This is a genomic window from Porphyromonas endodontalis ATCC 35406 (assembly GCF_000174815.1).
Classification (GTDB): domain Bacteria; phylum Bacteroidota; class Bacteroidia; order Bacteroidales; family Porphyromonadaceae; genus Porphyromonas; species Porphyromonas endodontalis.
Map to the genome: position 1 here is coordinate 1 of NZ_ACNN01000037.1, position 15,728 is coordinate 15,728.

The following is a 15,728-nucleotide window of genomic DNA, read 5'->3' on the forward strand; positions in this document are numbered from 1 at the left end:
TTTAATATAGAGACTAGTACGAATTTCAACCTTGTGAGGGTCGGACACTGTCCGACCCTCACTTTGTATTATACCTCCTCTTTGTTGACAATGCCAATTTTTCAGGATCCCATACAACATCTGAGGTGTCGAAAAATAATTTTCCAAGTATGGAAAGGTGATTTTCCAGGTGTGGAAAAATAGTTTTTCAAACGTGGAAAGGGAATTTTCCAGACGTGGAAAATGATTTTTGATGTGCTGAAAAGTAAATTCCGACGTGTCGAAAATTCAGATGGAGACGGAAGATTTATAATCTCTTACTAGATGGATCGTTATTCTAGTAAGGAGAAATCTGTAAAATTCCGGTTTAGATTCGGGAAAAGAGATAGGAAGATGAAGCCACCCGCTTTTAGCGGATTTGGCTATTAGGGAGTAACTGCTGCAGATGCTTGGCTAGGGCTTCCATTTGCCATCTAGGGGTGGAGGTTGCCCCACAAATGCCGATGCTTTCGTCTTCTCCGGATGGTAGCATATCGGGGGTTAGTTCCTCGGGGGAATCAAGGAAAAAGGTCTGAGGATTGGTTGAACGACACTTCTCAAACAGCACCTTCCCATTCGAGCTCTTTTTGCCCGCAATGAAGAAAATGCGGTCGTGACACAGGGCAAATTCTTGGATGTGTGGGATGCGGAGAGCTACCTGTCGGCAGATGGTGTCAGCAAAGGTAAAGGCAACGCCCGGATGCATTCGCTGCTTAATTTTCTCTACAATCTCTCCAAAGGTCTCAAGAGACATTGTCGTTTGGGATATAAGGGAGATGGGGCGAGAGAAGTCGAGTTGCTCAATCTCTTCAGGCTCCTGTATTACGATGGCCTCTCCGTTGGTTTGCCCTACTAGGCCATTGACTTCGGCGTGTCCTCTCTTGCCAAATATGACAATCTGAGTGTGCTGTGCTGCTCCCTCTTGATAGTATTTGCGGATTCTCTTTTGCAGCTGGAGCACTACGGGGCAGGTAGCATCTACAATCGTGATCCCTCGCTCTCGGGCTGCTTGATACACGGCGGGTGGCTCCCCATGCGCTCGAATGAGTACACGTTTGCCACGGAGAGCATCGAATTGCTCGTAATTGATGGTGGCAAGCCCCATACTCTCGAGCCTATCAACTTCGTTTTTGTTGTGTACAATATCCCCCAAACAATAGAGAAGTTCCCCCTCCGGAGCTGAGGCCATCTCTCGCTCGGCTTTCTTGATGGCATGAACAACGCCGTTGCAGAAACCCGACCGATGATCTATTTCGATGGTAATCATTTTGGGGCAGAGCACTGGGCAATGGTCTCTCTAGCCCATGAGAGAGCAACCGCATCTTGCTGATCTAGGGTTAGCTCCGAGTTGTCGAGCACTCGGGCGTCATCGGCCTGGCGTAGCGGAGAAATGGCGCGAGTGGAGTCGATGTGATCTCGCTCTTTTAGGTTGGTGAGGACCTCCTCAAGGGTGGAGGTCATGTCCCCTTTGCTTCGTAGTTCGTCAAAACGACGCTGGGCACGTACCTCGGGGCGAGCAGTGACAAATATCTTAAGTTCGGCAAACGGAAAAACTGTGGTGCCGATATCTCGCCCATCCATTACAATTCCTTTCTCTCTTCCTAGGGCTTGCTGCTGTAGGGTTAATGCTGAGCGCACGAAGGGAAGTGCTGCAATGGGGCTAACACGATTGGATACCTCCATCGTGCGGATGGCTTCTTCTACATCCTCGTCGTTGAGTAGGGTTCGCAGTTGTCCTAGGTCGTCTCGCTTAAAACTTACCTTTAATTGAGGCATGTCTTTAGCTAGGCGCTCTTGATCCACTTCCCCCTGGTTCCACATCCCGTGTCGTAGAGAGTAGAGCGTAACAGCGCGATACATGGCTCCACTATCAATATAGATGTATCCCAGAGACCTAGCTAGGGCTTTCGCCATTGTACTCTTGCCACAGGAGCTATAGCCGTCAATGGCAATCGTGATCTTCCTATCCGTCATACGAAGAGAGACTTATATGAATTATCCTGATTAGAAAACATACTGATCGCTACCAAAGTTCGTGCAAAACGTAACCATGAGGCTAAGAGAAGACGGATGGTAGCGCGAAGCTGCGATCCCTAGGCGAAATGCGCGATGGTTGAAGCCAACTCCTAGAGAAAATCCTGAGAGGAGATTGCCATTCTGTACCTTGAGATCTTGGGCAACTCTAGGGTTGTAACCGAGACCGATCCATAGTTTATCGTCCATAAGGTACTCGGCTCCCAGCGTGAAATGGCGGACGAGGCGAGTCATGAACTTTTGGGAGGTGCTGAGCGAAGAGCGGAGGATGACAGGATTAAGTCCATAGGCTGTAGCATGGATGCGAAAGGGGGCATGTAGAAAGCGTTGGGAGAAACCGAGCCTGAGATCCCAAGCCGGGGGAGTCTTCCTCTCACTGTATCCTTTGATTGTTGCTCCGGCATTCGTGATTGCAGCACCCAAAGAGAGACCTTTCTCTCCATCGTAATAGCTCACTCCGGCATCTACCGCAACACCAAAACTATTGTACCGTTCGATATTGCCGTATAGCATCTTAAGGGCAACTCCTCCTCGTAGCTTATCGGTTAGTTCGTAGCTGAATACTCCTTGCAAAGCAATGTCCGTTGCGGAGAAGGTAGAGCCTTGTATGTTGTTTTTGTCATAGCTTGTAAGTTTTCCATAGTTTAGTGCTCTTACGCCCACAGCCCAGGCACCACGCTCCCCCACAGGTAATCCATACATAGCATTGGCGCCATGTGCCCCCGACATGTAGTTGAGATAGGAGAGAAATAAGCGCCCTGCGGCTTCTTCTCCGTATAGAGCCGGATTGTCAAAAGCTTGCCCATCCATTCCATCTACATAGGTGAGGGCTAGCCCGCCAATAGCCATTGTTTGGGCAGATGTTGGGATATTGAGGAACGTAAAAGACTGCTCCCTCTCTTGAGCTTTAGCGCGCGAAGTTGGGAGTAAAAGCACGAGAAGTACTATCCAAAGAAGAGGGATAGAAAAGATCTTTTCCACCGAGAGATGTGTCATGAGAGGGGAGAGAGGATTGTTTCTTTCCATATATCCTATTAACGTGTTATGCATTCTCTGTAGTATATTCCGCCTAGAGGTTTAGTGATGATGCAATCCTCCGAGAGCCGCGCCCCACTGGTAGTGAACGAAGATTACAATCAACGCATTGAGGGCAAAAAGAACGACTCCTTGTGCCGTTCGTACTAGTACCTTATTGAGCTGAGCTCCCTCTGTATGGAGCATTGTACGTTGTAGGTGCATCATTTGGGCAAGATAAATCCCCGAAGATAGCATCCCTATAATAGAATAAAAGGGGAATAGGAGAAGTACGGATAAGAGTAGGTTGGCAAGGTAGAGCTTGAGGGCAAGAGACTTTCCAAAGCGTACGAAAAGGGTGCGCTTCCCCGAGAGGGCGTCTTCTGCCACATCGCGATAATTATTGACAACGAGTATATTGCAGCTGGCAAGTCCCATGGCAGAGGCAAGTGCTATGGCTTCCCAAGAGAGAGTGCCGCATTGGATATAGTAAGTACCCCCACCGGCTACCAATCCGTAAAAGATAAACACCATAACCTCTCCCAAACCATGATAGGCAAAAGGGAAGGGACCTCCCGTATAGGCAATGGCTCCTAGGATAACGAGCACCCCCACAATGGAAAGCCAAGGGGAGGTGAGTAAGATTAAGGCAATGCCCGTAAGACTGGTTGCAACGATGCTGACAATAAGTAGGCACTTGACCTCTCGATAGCTGATCTTTCCCAGGGAAAGAGGACGTTCAAAGCCTTTTCTATCCTTTCCATCTGCCCCTTTCTTGAAATCAAATAGATCGTTTGCAATGTTGCTGACAATCTGAGCTAATACCCCCACTAGCACGGTAAGAATAGCGGTTGTGGGGCAAAAGAACCCATCTAAGGCTGCAAGAGCAAGAGCCGTAACGACGGGGGCAAGGGAGGCTGGTAGGGTATGAGGACGGATGAGGTAGAGGACTTGTCGTAGTGTCATGAGGGAGTGGTAGAGGATAGGCTACTCAGCCAATTTCAGGAGATTGCAGGTTGATGTTGGCAAACAGATGGTCGGACAGTGCAATCATAGCACGCTTTTTGTCTACAGTACCCACTACAAGCACAAGGCTGTAATTGCTACTTCCGTAGGAGATCATACGGATGGGGATATCATCAATGGCATCCAGAATACGAGACTCGAAGCCCATGCGATCCCAGCCCATATCCCCTACAACGGCAACGATTGTCATATCCTTTTGGTAGAGAACAGAGCCCCATTCCTTGGCTTCTTCTGCAAATTGGGCAACCTCGGGAGCCTCCTCTACGGCGATGAGATAGCTGTCTCCCATTGTTGTCAGGAGGTCTACACACAGGTTATGTTTTGCGATTAATTGAGTAATAGCAATAACATAATCGCATAGGGGAGACCCACTTTTGATATGAGGGTGGCGGCGTAGAGTGAGAAGGGAAATCCCGTCTTTAGCGGATACGGCTTTGACCATATCGCGACTGGTCTCGCAAGAAATGAGGGTGCCGGGAGCCAGTGGGTCGAGTGTGTTGAGCAGACGTATTGGGATATTAGCACGACGAGCCGGCTCTATACAAGTGGGGTGGAGTATTTTGGAGCCAAAGTGTGCTAGCTCTGCAGCTTCGCCAAAGTGTAGACGGCGTACAGGGCTGGTTACGTTTACAACCCGAGGGTCGTTATTATGAAGTCCATCTATATCTGTCCAAATCTCTATCGCTTCAGCGCGAGCTGCCTCCCCTACAAGAGTAGCTGTATAGTCACTTCCCCCACGGCGCAGATTGTCTATTTCGCCAAAGGCATTGATGCAGATATATCCCTCTGTCAAGAAGAGAGCATTGGGATCGGGCGCTGCTGTAAGTAAGGGGGTTAGATGTTTTTCTATGTGTTGTGGCTCGGGCTCTCCATTGTGGTTGATACGCATAAAGGAGAGAGCATCAAGGTGTACAGCATTCAGATTTTCATACTCGCGCAGCGTAAATGCCATAAGGGTGGTACTGATGATTTCTCCCCGAGATAGGATACGCTTTTCGTCGTTTTGAGTAAAAGCCTCGTTGTGCGTTTGGCTCCGTAATTCGGCAAAAATGGGAGCTAAGGCTTGCCATACCTCTTTACGGAGGGCAGACGTCTCAAAGAGCTCTTCTATCACAGAATGGTAGCGAGCCTCTAGGGCAACAACAGCCTCTTCTGCCTCTTGCCACTGGGCATTGATAATCCGCTGTGCTAGCTGAACGAGAGCGTCCGTGGTTCCGGACATCGCTGATAATATGACGATTTTACGCCCTGCAATGGCAGAGACCATGTGTGCCACAGCCCGTATACGTTGTGCACTACCTACCGAAGTACCACCAAACTTGAGTACAATCATAACGTATTGTGGAGATTAAGATAATTAGAAAGAGCCTTCCGATGGGTGCCGGATTAGACCTCTGTAGGCTCCATTCCTTCGGGGAAAGAGAGCTGTAAAGTGCGCGAATTAGCGTCTATGGTATAGGTGGGTGCGGGGAGTTCTCGCATTAGCTCGTGGTTGTGTGTTGCCATAAGCACAGCTGTTCCCTCCTTAGATATTTGTTGTACGAGTTGCCCGATAGATAAAGCTGTTTGGGGGTCTAACCCTGCTGTAGGTTCATCCATCAAGATAATCTCGGGCTTGACAATGAGTGCGCGTGCAATGCAAATACGCTCGGCTTCCCCTCCAGAGAGTTCGTGGGGCATTTTGTAGCCTTTTCCTTGCATCCCTACTTTATTGAGAACCTCCTCTATGCGCTGCTGGCGTTCGGAACGAGGGTATTTCCCGGTAGCACGGAGTACGAAGTCGAGGTTGGCTGCTACTGTGCGATCGTAAAGTAATTGATCTGAAGATTGGAATACAATACCCATCCGACGGCGAAGAGCTTGGCGAGTATTGCGTTTGAGGTTGGATAGATTATAGCCTAAGACATAAGCCTTTCCTTGGGTGTGAGGAAGTTCTCCGTAGAGAAGCTCCAAGAGAGAACTCTTACCTCCCCCTACAGGCCCCGATAGGTAAGCAAATTCGTTGTGTGCCAAGCGTATCGTGACATTGTGTATAAGTTGATTTTCTGCGCGAGCCACTTGTACCCCTTCTAGGTGTACGGTGTACTCTGTAGAAGCAGATTTCTTTGTCATAGTGTTCTCTCTTTGTATGGTTATTATTTTATGGAAATCAAACGAAAGTCTCTCTGTAGATTAGTCTTGCTCTAGAAACCTAACGTACTCACTGCAATTGGCTGGCAAATTTTCTTTTGTTGCCGGATTGTAAGAGTCGTACAGAGCATGAACCCCAATATATTTAGCCCGAACAAAAGCTGCAATTCCGTCAAAAACCTGCATATAATGAGCCAAGGAATGACATTGTATTCCTCCTTCGGAAAATTCTTCTTTCTTCCCTCCACAGGAGACCGCTACTGCTAGCTCTTTTCCCTCCATCTTATCACCGCCTTCGCCATAAGCCCAGCCGTAAGTAATAACTTCGTCAAGCCATTTTTTTAGAAGGTAGGGTGCTGCGTACCAATAAAGTGGGAATTGAAAAACAATGCGGTCATGAGCTTCGATGAGAGCTTGCTCGGCGGCGATATCAAAAGAGGCTCCATTGGGATAAGCATCATAGAGAAAATGAAGCGTAGCATGCCCACAAGCAGCTTCGCTCCAAGCCTTATTTATAGTTGAGGTGGAGAGTGTGGGATGAACCACTATTACGAGAGTCTTTTTCATTGCCAAATGCCGTTTTTATAAATATCAAAGAGGGAATACCCATTGAGATACCCCAATACGTATTCCCTCGCAAAGTTACAAACTATTTTCTCTACAGGCGAGATGCTTTAGAAGCAATAGCCAAGTCCGATATGAATGGTAGAGTTCTTCAGTGACAATCCCTTTATCTGATCTGCAATTCCTGACGGATCTGTTTGAGCCACATATGGTGCCATAAATGCTGCCAAGATATAGCATAGCAGAAGCTCCCCAACCCACATCGAAACGGTTAGCCTTATCGAGCCCAAAGACCCCTTCCTTGAATATATTGAAGCTCTTTACTGCTCCTGTAATCTTGGATTTTGTTTTTTGCGTACCTCCTAGAGCTACAGCAAAATAAGGCCCAGTTTGTACTGCGAAACGAATGCTGGGAGTGAGAGATAGGCGATATCCTACATTAACGGGGATCTGTAGATAGTGCATTGTAATCTCATTCAGGGCTTCTTTGTTGACTTTCAAAGTTTTCCCATCCAGATAAGAGTGATCTCTGCTCCCTTTCATTTCGAAGGATAGCCCTGTGCTTGCATAAAGCCCCTTAGTGAGACTTATATCTGCAAATGCACCTGCATGATACCCTACCTTTGTTCCTGCACTGAGTACTTTAGTTCCATGTTCGACGAGAGAAGAGAATGAAAATACAGGACCTGCTTCTACACGAAGATTGAACATTTGTGCGGATGCTGTTGCTGTGCAGAAGAGAGCAACAGCAAGAGAAACCAATAACTTTTTCATGATGTTTTACAGATTAATTTTCTTATATCCTTGTTTTTTATAACGATCAATTATAGCCCATAGGCAGCCTTGATAACATCGTACTTATCTCCCATTTTGAGATTGTAGTACACTTGAGCAAGTACGTAGTAGCACTGATCCGGATTCTTTTCGTATACCTTTTCTAGATAGGGTAGCGCTTTTTGGAAGAGTTCAGTAATCTTCTTGTCCGTAGCAGCATCATACTTATCGCTAGACTTGAGAGTTACAGCCTTGTTGTAATATACGCGTCCCATGTTGAAGTTCGACTCTGTGAATTCAGGGTCAATGGCGAGAGCTTTTCCATACCACTCAAGACTTTTGTCTTCGTCGGTTGTCTCATAGAGTTTCCCCATTACGTCGTAGAGCTGGGCGTTGTTGGGAGCCTTTTCGATGGCAGAGGCTAAGAGGGAAATAGCTTCTTCTGTGCGTCCCATCTGTATGAGGGTATTGATAAGATTGACTGAGTAGTACGATTCGTTAGGATACAAGGCAAGCCCTTCTTGCATTGTTGCAATGTATTTTGCCGTATCAGCACTCTCAAGATAGGTTTGAGAGAGGATCTGTATAAGATCATTACGACGGTATTCTACATTTTTGATTTCCTCCGCAAGCTTGATGGTAAGTTGCTTATCCCCTGTTTGATAAGCATTGATCACAGAGAAGAAATCCACCATCATGGAATTGGAGTCTACAGCTGCTATCGGAGTATTTACAAACATAGGAAGCTTCTTTATTTGCTTGAATGCTGAGAACGCACGGAGAGCTTCTTTGTAATTTTGCTTCTCCATGTAGTACCCCCCTGCATTGATAAAATAGAGAAGGTTATTAGAAAAAGCATCCTTAATCTTTTTGCCATACTTCCCAGGAGTTGTACTACCACCATTGGCGGCAGTCTCCATATCGATGGTGCCGATATAGTAGCCAAACATGTCTAGAAGGGCTTTGTTCATTTGAGCACGATCGGGCTCTACTCCCTCTAGTTGCTTTACGTTTTCGTTAGTAAAGTTGCTCTCTTCTACATACCCTGCAACGTACATTGTTTTGGGGTCTCCCTTTGTTTCTTCGTTTTCGAGAGCCGCTTTGATAAGAGCACGAGCTTCGTTGTAATCTCCTTTTTTATCGGCAATCTTTTCTGCTCCCTTTACATTAGCCTTTTGTGCCATGGCAAACCCACTAGTCATGAGGGCTGTCAATACAATAGACATTACTTTCTTGGTTGTCTTCATTGCGAATAGTTTTTTATAGTTTATACGCTTTACACGGACCTTAGTGAGTAGAGGATCCTATGAGATAGGAGAGGTTCGATAGGATCCTCTTCCCTCTATGGTAAGTTCTTTTTGTCCTATTATTCTGTTTTATCCTCTTCTGTTTTCGATTGTTGTTCTTGGAGGTCGTCTTCTATCTCCTCGTAATCATTAGAATCTATTTCGGAGGTGAGGTTTACTTCTTCATCAGAAGCACCCTCCTTTAGCAGGGCTTTTTCTGCCTCTGCTTCTTCGCTGGCAACAATACATACAGAGGCAATTTCGTCTCCCCGACTTGATAGGTTGATGAGCTTAACGCCTTGGGTCGCACGTCCTATCACGTTGATGGAAGACATAGGCATACGTATTGCCACACCACTGCGATTGATAATCATTAGGTCGAGTTCGTCCGTTACAGAGCGGAAGTCTACGAGGGATCCCGTCTTCTCTGTGATCTGCATGGTCTTCACACCCTTGCCACCGCGATTGGTGATGCGGTAGCTATCAAGGGTCGTGCGTTTGCCATAACCGCACTCACTTACTACCAAGATAGTTTCTTTTTCGGGGTCTTTGAGAGCTACCATTCCTACGATGGCGTCTTCTCCTCCTTCGTCTAAGATCATTCCACGTACTCCGGTGGTAACGCGTCCCATAGAGCGCACTTTACTTTCGGGGAATCGAATAGCACGACCTCCCTTGTTGGCAAGAAGTATCTCAGTCTTACCATTGGTGAGGCGAACGCTTACTACGCTATCCCCTTCGTTTAGTTTGATGGCGAATACACCCTTGCTTCGGGGGTTAGAATAAGCCTCTAGCGGAGTTTTCTTGATCATCCCCTGCAGGGTCGCAAACACGAGGTAGTGCGAAGCCACAAACTCGGGGTCCTTCTGGAGTTTCTTGATGCGGATGCACGCCGTGATGCGGTCGTCCGCCTCTATGTTAAGGATGTTTTGGATTGCTCGTCCTTTGGTACTTTTTGCTCCTTCCGGAATCTTGTAGACGGGCAACCAGAAGCACCTACCCTTGGTCGTGAAGAGTAGTAGAGTAGCATGCATAGAGGCAGAGTAAATGTACTCAATGAAGTCCTCTTCGCGCGTTGTTGAACCCTTTGATCCGACCCCGCCACGTGCTTGACTGCGGAAGTCTCTTAGGGGAGTACGCTTGATGTATCCTAGGTGTGAGATGGTTATGATCATCTCATCATCTGCATAGAAATCTTCAGGATTAAATTCTTCACTAGAGAAGACAATCTCAGTACGACGGGGGTCGCCGAACTTCTCTTTGACCTCAAGTAACTCATCTTTTACCACCTGCATGAGCAGATTATCATCGGCAAGAAGACCTTCGAGGTACTGGATCGTTTTCATAAGTTCGTCAAACTCTGCACGGAGTTTGTCGCTCTCTAAGCCTGTAAGAGCACGTAGACGCATGTCTACGATGGCTCTAGCTTGTAGCTCCGATAGCTCGAAACGCTCACGAAGTCGCTCCTGAGCCTCCTGGGCATTCTCGGAAGAGCGTATGATGTGGATAACCTCGTCAATGTTGTCTACCGCAATCAGAAGTCCCTCTAGAATATGTGCCCGCTCACGTGCTTTTCGGAGGTCGAAGATACTACGGCGACGCACTACGTCATGCCTATGATCTACAAATTCTCCGATAAGTTGTTTCAGGTTGAGTAGGCAGGGACGCCCTTTTACGAGAGCAATGTTATTTACATTAAAATAGCTTTGTAGGGGAGTGAGTTTGAAAAGATGGTTAAGCACCACCGAAGCGTTGGCATCGCGCTTTACTTCTATTACGATGCGCATACCCCCCTTACCGCTTGATTCGTCACTAATGTTGGAGATCCCTTCGATACGACGCTCATTGACTAATTGAGCAATGTCGCTTACAAGTTGGGCTTTATTAACTTGATAGGGAATCTCTGTTACAATGATATTTTCACGACCATTGCTATCGGTCTCTATCTCTGTGCGAGCTCTTAGTACGATACGTCCTCTACCTGTCTCAAAAGCCTCTTTTACTCCGGCATAGCCATAGATAAACCCTCCTGTGGGGAAGTCGGGGGCTTTGATGTAACGCATAAGATCGGCTACCTCTAGAGCACCTCCTGCGTCAATGTAAGCAACGCAACCATCAATACACTCCCTCAGGTTGTGGGGAGCCATATTGGTAGCCATCCCTACAGCAATCCCCGAAGCCCCATTGACAAGTAGGTTGGGGAAGCGCGTTGGGAGTACTGTTGGCTCTTGAGTGGTATCGTCAAAGTTATTTTGGAAGTCGACGGTTTCCTTATCAATATCACGCAGCATTTCCCCGGCAAGTTCTGTAAGGCGAGCCTCCGTATAACGCATTGCAGCAGGTGAGTCTCCGTCTACCGACCCAAAGTTCCCCTGGCCATCTACCAACGTGTATCGGAGGTTCCAAGGCTGAGCCAAACGTACCAAGGTCATGTACACGGCACTATCACCGTGGGGGTGGTACTTTGCAAGTACCTCACCAACCGCCTTGGCAGACTTACGTGTGGGCTGAGAGTATACGTTGCCCATCTCATTCATCGCGTAGAGTACGCGCCTATGTACAGGCTTAAATCCGTCGCGAACATCAGGTAGAGCACGGGACACAATTACCGACATTGAGTAGTCAATGTAGGCTGTTTTCATCTCGGTCTCTATGTCGATCTTTATTATTCGATCTTCTATATCTTCCATATCTATAGTGCTCTAGGTTGCAATTCTCCTTAGTCTCTTCCCTTAGAGAAGGGCAGGAGTTGTATCCTAAATTTGTACGCTAATTTTCTTTCCAAAGTAGGGTACTTTTGCTTCCCCTTTTGGTCTATTTTTATTTCGTTTTCACCCAGTTCCCTGAGGGAGTTTTGGGTGCATTTTTTTCTTTTTCTACGTGCTTTTCCCGCTCGGAGTAGCAGCCTATACCGATCCCAAAGGTACAATAATTTTTGCTTTTACATTCCCTTTCTCTCTGTAGATCGAAGGGAGAAGCTACGATAGATTCTCAGGGGGAGTATGAGGGGCAGATCGAAATGAGGATAGACCTAGCTCGGAGAGCCTCTTCAAGAACTTATTGGGGGAGAAAAACAGAAGGGGCTACTATCCTCGGGAAAGAATAGTAGCCCACCTCAAATCAAGTGAAAGTGTGTGTCTTATCTTTTAGAATAAGTAAGAAACCCCGATTGATAACTCAATAGGCGATGTGGGGCACATCATGGTATAGTAGGTTAGTCTGCTGCTAAAATTGTGGTCGCCATCCAGAGAGGGTAACTCCCTATCGCCTTCGAGGTTATTGAGGCGGAGTGTCCCTTCTGAGAATATGTGGAGTCTCCCTGCTTTGTCAATAGCGATTTGGAATCCGGTTCCTATCCCGGCTCCTACGAATAGAGCGGTACTTTTACTTTTCTTTTGATCGTAAGGAGTCTTTGTTGCTAGCCCATAGTAGCAACCTATTTGTGCTTTTAGTGAGATGTATGCAGCAAAAGAACGAGTAATGTCTCCCAGCCTATAGTAATAGCGGAGAGAAGGGACTGCCATTATGGAATAGGGGGCTCCATTCCAGGCACCAAAAGCAACTTCTCCTCCAACAAAAACGCGCTCACGCACATTATTCATATAGCCAATTTGTGCTCCATAGAGGAGAGAAAAAGGCTTGAAGTACCACATGTTGCTGAGAGTGCGGGGGGAAGACGATACTTCCGAAGTAGTAGAAACTACTGGTGTGTTTTCACTCGTTTGAGCTTGTAGAGGCTTAATCGAAAAAGCTAGGAGGGAGAGAGAACCCAATAGAAAGTTGCGTAGAAGATTCGTTCTCATAAGCATATAGAATCAGTTTAGTAGTTTAATTGGATACCTGCGGATATTGCAAAGGTTAGGGGATGCTGTTTGTAGAATGTTTGTAGACGACTTTGGTCATCGAAGTAATAAGCCATTCCTGTTTCTACAAACAGACCCAAGTTGGGTACAATATCGTAGGATAGCCCCATCTTCCCTTGTAGTGAGATTTGCCATGGGTTTTCTCCAAGGTTTTCTCCCATCAAGGTGCTACTTATTGCTTTATCCAAACGCCCCGAGGCTCCTACATAGGCGCGGAAATCTTGATTTTTGTAGAATGCAAAATTAAATCCAATGGGGATACCGAGGTAGTGGATTTGCTGCATTGCCCTATGCCTCATGGATCTGTAGTTGTTTAGATCACTGCGTAAGAAGGTATAGACAAGCCCCGTCTCTAGAGCAAAATGGCGGCCTAGGTCGAAACTTACTTTAGCTCCCAAATTGAAAGGAAGTCTGTGCGTAAAGGAAGCTGATTCGTAGGCAAAGGCTGTCCCCGGAGTGGATGTGGGTTGATTGAGTGTACGTGACATAAGCTGCAACTCTCCTCCTGCCGAGGATGACATGTCGCCGTGTCTTTTCGAAGCTGCCACATTGCTTACAAATAATCCGGCTCTTATCTGAGAGTTGGTGCGTGGGTTGGCATCGGCTATCAGTTCTCGTCGGGGATTTTTATTATCAGGAGCTTCAGGACCTATAAATGTATTCTTAGGAGCCTTTTCGGTTGGGAGAGCCTCTTCTTGGAGTATGGACTCCTCGCTTTGAGTTGCCCGAGGTCCTGTCTCTACAGAGGGCTGTTCTACTATCTCTTTTTTTACTACAGGAGAGGGTAGAGGGGATACTGGAGAGGAGGAGGCTTCTACCTTCGTTTCTGGAACTGAAGGAACTAAGGTCTCTACAATTTCGTTCTGTGCAATTGTGGGTGTTGGGCTTTCTTGGGGTATATTGGGCTTCTTGAGCATTACCCAAGTAAGCCCGGCAATACCTATTACCAGGGTGGCGGCAGCTGCTGTTCCATAACCCTTATAGCGAAGTATCTTAGCCCCTTGCTGCAATAGAGCTACGGTGGCGGCTACTCTAGACCACTTTTTGAACCTAAGGAGTCTAGCCCCCTTGTGTGCTGCGAGGGGTGTAGACGCTTTGGGCAAACTCGCTTCGAGCTTGCTCCATTCAGCCTCAAAATCAAAGGGGAGACTCTCCTTTTGAGGAGCATCTGCCACCTTTTTCTTGAGAGCTTGGAGCCAAGGCTCTAGCGGTTTCTGTGGTGTGTTGTTGTTCATTTTATTGAGTTCTTGTCTCTTTAACTCTTCTCCCTTGGGAGAAGGTGGTGTGGTGTTTAGTTGTTGCGCTGCCAAGAGGTTATTTTCTGCGCTAATAGCTTCTTAGCACGTGCTAATTGGGAGGAGGAGGAGCGCTCATTAATGTTGAGTAGTTGGGCTATCTCTCGGTGAGACTTTTCTTCAAAAACGTAAAGATTGAAGACGGTACGGTAGCCATCGGGGAGCTCTCGTATAAAACCTTGCAGCACCTCTTCGCTGATACTCTCTATTGTTTCTTCTTGTGGAGTGTCGTAGGGAGTCTCCTGATCCGCATCCAGCTCCTCGTCGAGAGAATGAATGGTAATGCGTTGCTTTTGCCTGAGCCACATGAGGCTATCGTTGAGGCAGATGCGTGAGAGCCATGCCTTTAGAGAACCTTCTCCTCGGTATTCGAACTTTTCTATCTTCTGATAAATAGAAAGAAAAGCATCGTGCATCAGATCTTTTGCTGCTTCTAGGTCACCTACATACCTCTGTATAAGGTGTAGTAAGAATGGTGCATAGTTATGGTAAAGCTCTCGGTATGCTTCCCGACTACGAGCCTTACATCCATCGCACAATTCCTGTTCTGTCATTACCTCCAGTCAACTTCTACAAGTGGTCCGTTGCGAAAGTAGAAAATATTTTTCTTGTTTTCGTCTCCCAACCAAGCTTCATATACAGATTCGTTCTTCCCGTTGAGGTAGCAGTTGAGCAAAATTGTATGCTCTTTGCCACGATAGCTAACAACGATTTCTGCATTATGTATATCATCTTCGGAGCGGAAGGGACCAAAAGCTAAATAGGGAGATTTGAAATAATTTTGGTGCGGAAGGAGGAAGCGACTATTGCCTGTTGTGAGTCCCAGTCCTTCTATTTTGTTTCCCTCTATGAGGGGGTAAGTTTTGCCACGGAAGGTAATCTTGTAGAACGAATATTCCTTTCTAGGAATAGAGAGATCGTTTGTTAGATTATCTCTGTAAAGACAGCTATCCGGCAAGCGCGGGTGGATATATAAGGTAACAGGGGCTGCTTTTGCATTCTTCGATATACGAAAAGCCGCTCCATTGTTTTTGGGATGAATGATTACCTTGTTTAGCTCTTTGGTTTGAGGTTCCAACTCATCGTCAATCCAAACGGCACTGTTGAATCTATTTCCCTTGAGAGTGTGAATAAAAGAGATGCGACGACGCTCCTCGCCGGGGAGGTTAAGGTATAGTACCTGTAGATCTTTGTAGTTGGGTTGGAACTCCCCAAAGCTAAGAATATAGCGACCCGAGCTTTGGCGCAAAAAGAAGTCTCTATACCCCTCTCTCATTGCCCGCATACCTCTGCTTATCCGATCGTGGAGAGGATAGTTTTTGCCGTCGTAATCAATGGAAATAGAGTCGAGTAGGGCGAGCCCCTCGTCAGTCGTTGGGTCGATTAGCGATTGTCCTTTATCGTCAACAAGAGCAATCTCGAGATTTTCATTACGATAATCCCAAATGAGATCGCTGTGAGGACCCGAGGAACAACCGCCAATCGTGACCACAAACAGGAGTAAGAACAAAAACTTAGTATGGCGCAGTGTGTGTTGGTGTGTTGGGCGCATTCCGGAGTGTTGGTGTGTTGGGCTCGTTGGATTCATTACTTCGTCTTTGCTTCGCTCCCTCGCGAACTTCTATTTTGTTTGCCTTAGCTTTTTCTTTCTGTTTCTTGTTGTTTAGAAGCTCCCCCTCGGACTCTTCCTGCTTGGAGAGGCTTCTATAGAGTAAATGCACGAA

14 protein-coding genes are annotated in these 15,728 nt (G+C 46.8%); all 14 read right to left on the bottom strand.

From position 1 onward, the window contains the following. Positions 1-388 precede the first annotated feature (388 nt). On the bottom strand, positions 389-1,285 hold the full coding sequence (locus POREN0001_RS08745; RefSeq protein WP_040581650.1) for a 4-hydroxy-3-methylbut-2-enyl diphosphate reductase: 897 nt from the start codon (positions 1,283-1,285) through the stop codon (positions 389-391). Then, on the bottom strand, positions 1,282-1,992 hold the full coding sequence (gene cmk / locus POREN0001_RS08750; protein ID WP_004335397.1) for a (d)CMP kinase: 711 nt from the start codon (positions 1,990-1,992) through the stop codon (positions 1,282-1,284). The genes POREN0001_RS08745 and cmk overlap by 4 nt, the downstream gene beginning before the upstream one ends. A 30-nt stretch (positions 1,993-2,022) precedes the next feature. Beyond that, positions 2,023-3,078, bottom strand: a complete 1,056-nt coding sequence (porQ, locus tag POREN0001_RS08755) for a type IX secretion system protein PorQ (protein WP_004335405.1) — start codon at positions 3,076-3,078, stop codon at positions 2,023-2,025. Positions 3,079-3,129: 51 nt separating this feature from the next. Beyond that, complete coding sequence (gene menA, locus POREN0001_RS08760) at positions 3,130-4,032, bottom strand: 1,4-dihydroxy-2-naphthoate octaprenyltransferase (protein WP_004335407.1); 903 nt, start codon at positions 4,030-4,032, stop codon at positions 3,130-3,132. A gap of 25 nt (positions 4,033-4,057) precedes the next feature. Continuing rightward, the gene (locus POREN0001_RS08765) at positions 4,058-5,425 is read right to left on the bottom strand and encodes an aspartate kinase (RefSeq protein ID WP_004335411.1); all 1,368 of its coding nucleotides are present in this window, start codon (positions 5,423-5,425) and stop codon (positions 4,058-4,060) included. Positions 5,426-5,478: 53 nt separating this feature from the next. Next, a complete protein-coding gene (locus tag POREN0001_RS08770) occupies positions 5,479-6,204 on the bottom strand; it encodes a cell division ATP-binding protein FtsE (protein WP_004335403.1) in 726 nt (241 codons plus the stop codon). A gap of 60 nt (positions 6,205-6,264) precedes the next feature. Further along, a complete protein-coding gene (locus tag POREN0001_RS08775) occupies positions 6,265-6,789 on the bottom strand; it encodes an NAD(P)H-dependent oxidoreductase (protein ID WP_040581651.1) in 525 nt (174 codons plus the stop codon). Between the two features lie 75 nt (positions 6,790-6,864). After that, entirely contained in the window at positions 6,865-7,560 is a 696-nt protein-coding gene (locus POREN0001_RS09175; RefSeq protein ID WP_004335409.1) for a porin family protein, read from the bottom strand. A 50-nt stretch (positions 7,561-7,610) separates the two neighbouring features. Further along, entirely contained in the window at positions 7,611-8,807 is a 1,197-nt protein-coding gene (locus tag POREN0001_RS08785; RefSeq protein WP_004335401.1) for a tetratricopeptide repeat protein, read from the bottom strand. 119 nt (positions 8,808-8,926) lie between these two features. After that, on the bottom strand, positions 8,927-11,536 hold the full coding sequence (gyrA, locus tag POREN0001_RS08790; RefSeq protein ID WP_004335387.1) for a DNA gyrase subunit A: 2,610 nt from the start codon (positions 11,534-11,536) through the stop codon (positions 8,927-8,929). Positions 11,537-11,992: 456 nt separating this feature from the next. Continuing rightward, positions 11,993-12,649: a hypothetical protein gene (locus POREN0001_RS08800; protein WP_147286653.1), complete on the bottom strand. Its 657-nt coding sequence runs from the start codon at positions 12,647-12,649 to the stop codon at positions 11,993-11,995. Between the two features lie 17 nt (positions 12,650-12,666). After that, complete coding sequence (locus tag POREN0001_RS08805; RefSeq protein ID WP_040581652.1) at positions 12,667-13,944, bottom strand: porin family protein; 1,278 nt, start codon at positions 13,942-13,944, stop codon at positions 12,667-12,669. A 56-nt stretch (positions 13,945-14,000) separates the two neighbouring features. Then, complete coding sequence (locus POREN0001_RS08810; protein WP_004335429.1) at positions 14,001-14,558, bottom strand: RNA polymerase sigma factor; 558 nt, start codon at positions 14,556-14,558, stop codon at positions 14,001-14,003. After that, on the bottom strand, positions 14,558-15,592 hold the full coding sequence (locus tag POREN0001_RS08815) for a hypothetical protein (RefSeq protein WP_004335388.1): 1,035 nt from the start codon (positions 15,590-15,592) through the stop codon (positions 14,558-14,560). The genes POREN0001_RS08810 and POREN0001_RS08815 overlap by 1 nt, the downstream gene beginning before the upstream one ends. Positions 15,593-15,728 lie beyond the last annotated feature (136 nt).

Coding starts and splice junctions, on each gene's coding strand:
- POREN0001_RS08775 (WP_040581651.1), bottom strand. CDS start 6,789: ATGAAAAAGACTCTCGTAATAGTGGTTCATCCCACACTCTCCACCTCA.
- POREN0001_RS08815 (WP_004335388.1), bottom strand. CDS start 15,592: ATGAATCCAACGAGCCCAACACACCAACACTCCGGAATGCGCCCAACA.
- POREN0001_RS08805 (WP_040581652.1), bottom strand. CDS start 13,944: ATGAACAACAACACACCACAGAAACCGCTAGAGCCTTGGCTCCAAGCT.
- POREN0001_RS08765 (WP_004335411.1), bottom strand. CDS start 5,425: ATGATTGTACTCAAGTTTGGTGGTACTTCGGTAGGTAGTGCACAACGT.
- gyrA (WP_004335387.1), bottom strand. CDS start 11,536: ATGGAAGATATAGAAGATCGAATAATAAAGATCGACATAGAGACCGAG.
- POREN0001_RS08810 (WP_004335429.1), bottom strand. CDS start 14,558: ATGACAGAACAGGAATTGTGCGATGGATGTAAGGCTCGTAGTCGGGAA.
- menA (WP_004335407.1), bottom strand. CDS start 4,032: ATGACACTACGACAAGTCCTCTACCTCATCCGTCCTCATACCCTACCA.
- POREN0001_RS08800 (WP_147286653.1), bottom strand. CDS start 12,649: ATGAGAACGAATCTTCTACGCAACTTTCTATTGGGTTCTCTCTCCCTC.
- cmk (WP_004335397.1), bottom strand. CDS start 1,992: ATGACGGATAGGAAGATCACGATTGCCATTGACGGCTATAGCTCCTGT.
- porQ (WP_004335405.1), bottom strand. CDS start 3,078: ATGGAAAGAAACAATCCTCTCTCCCCTCTCATGACACATCTCTCGGTG.
- POREN0001_RS08745 (WP_040581650.1), bottom strand. CDS start 1,285: ATGATTACCATCGAAATAGATCATCGGTCGGGTTTCTGCAACGGCGTT.
- POREN0001_RS08770 (WP_004335403.1), bottom strand. CDS start 6,204: ATGACAAAGAAATCTGCTTCTACAGAGTACACCGTACACCTAGAAGGG.
- POREN0001_RS09175 (WP_004335409.1), bottom strand. CDS start 7,560: ATGAAAAAGTTATTGGTTTCTCTTGCTGTTGCTCTCTTCTGCACAGCA.
- POREN0001_RS08785 (WP_004335401.1), bottom strand. CDS start 8,807: ATGAAGACAACCAAGAAAGTAATGTCTATTGTATTGACAGCCCTCATG.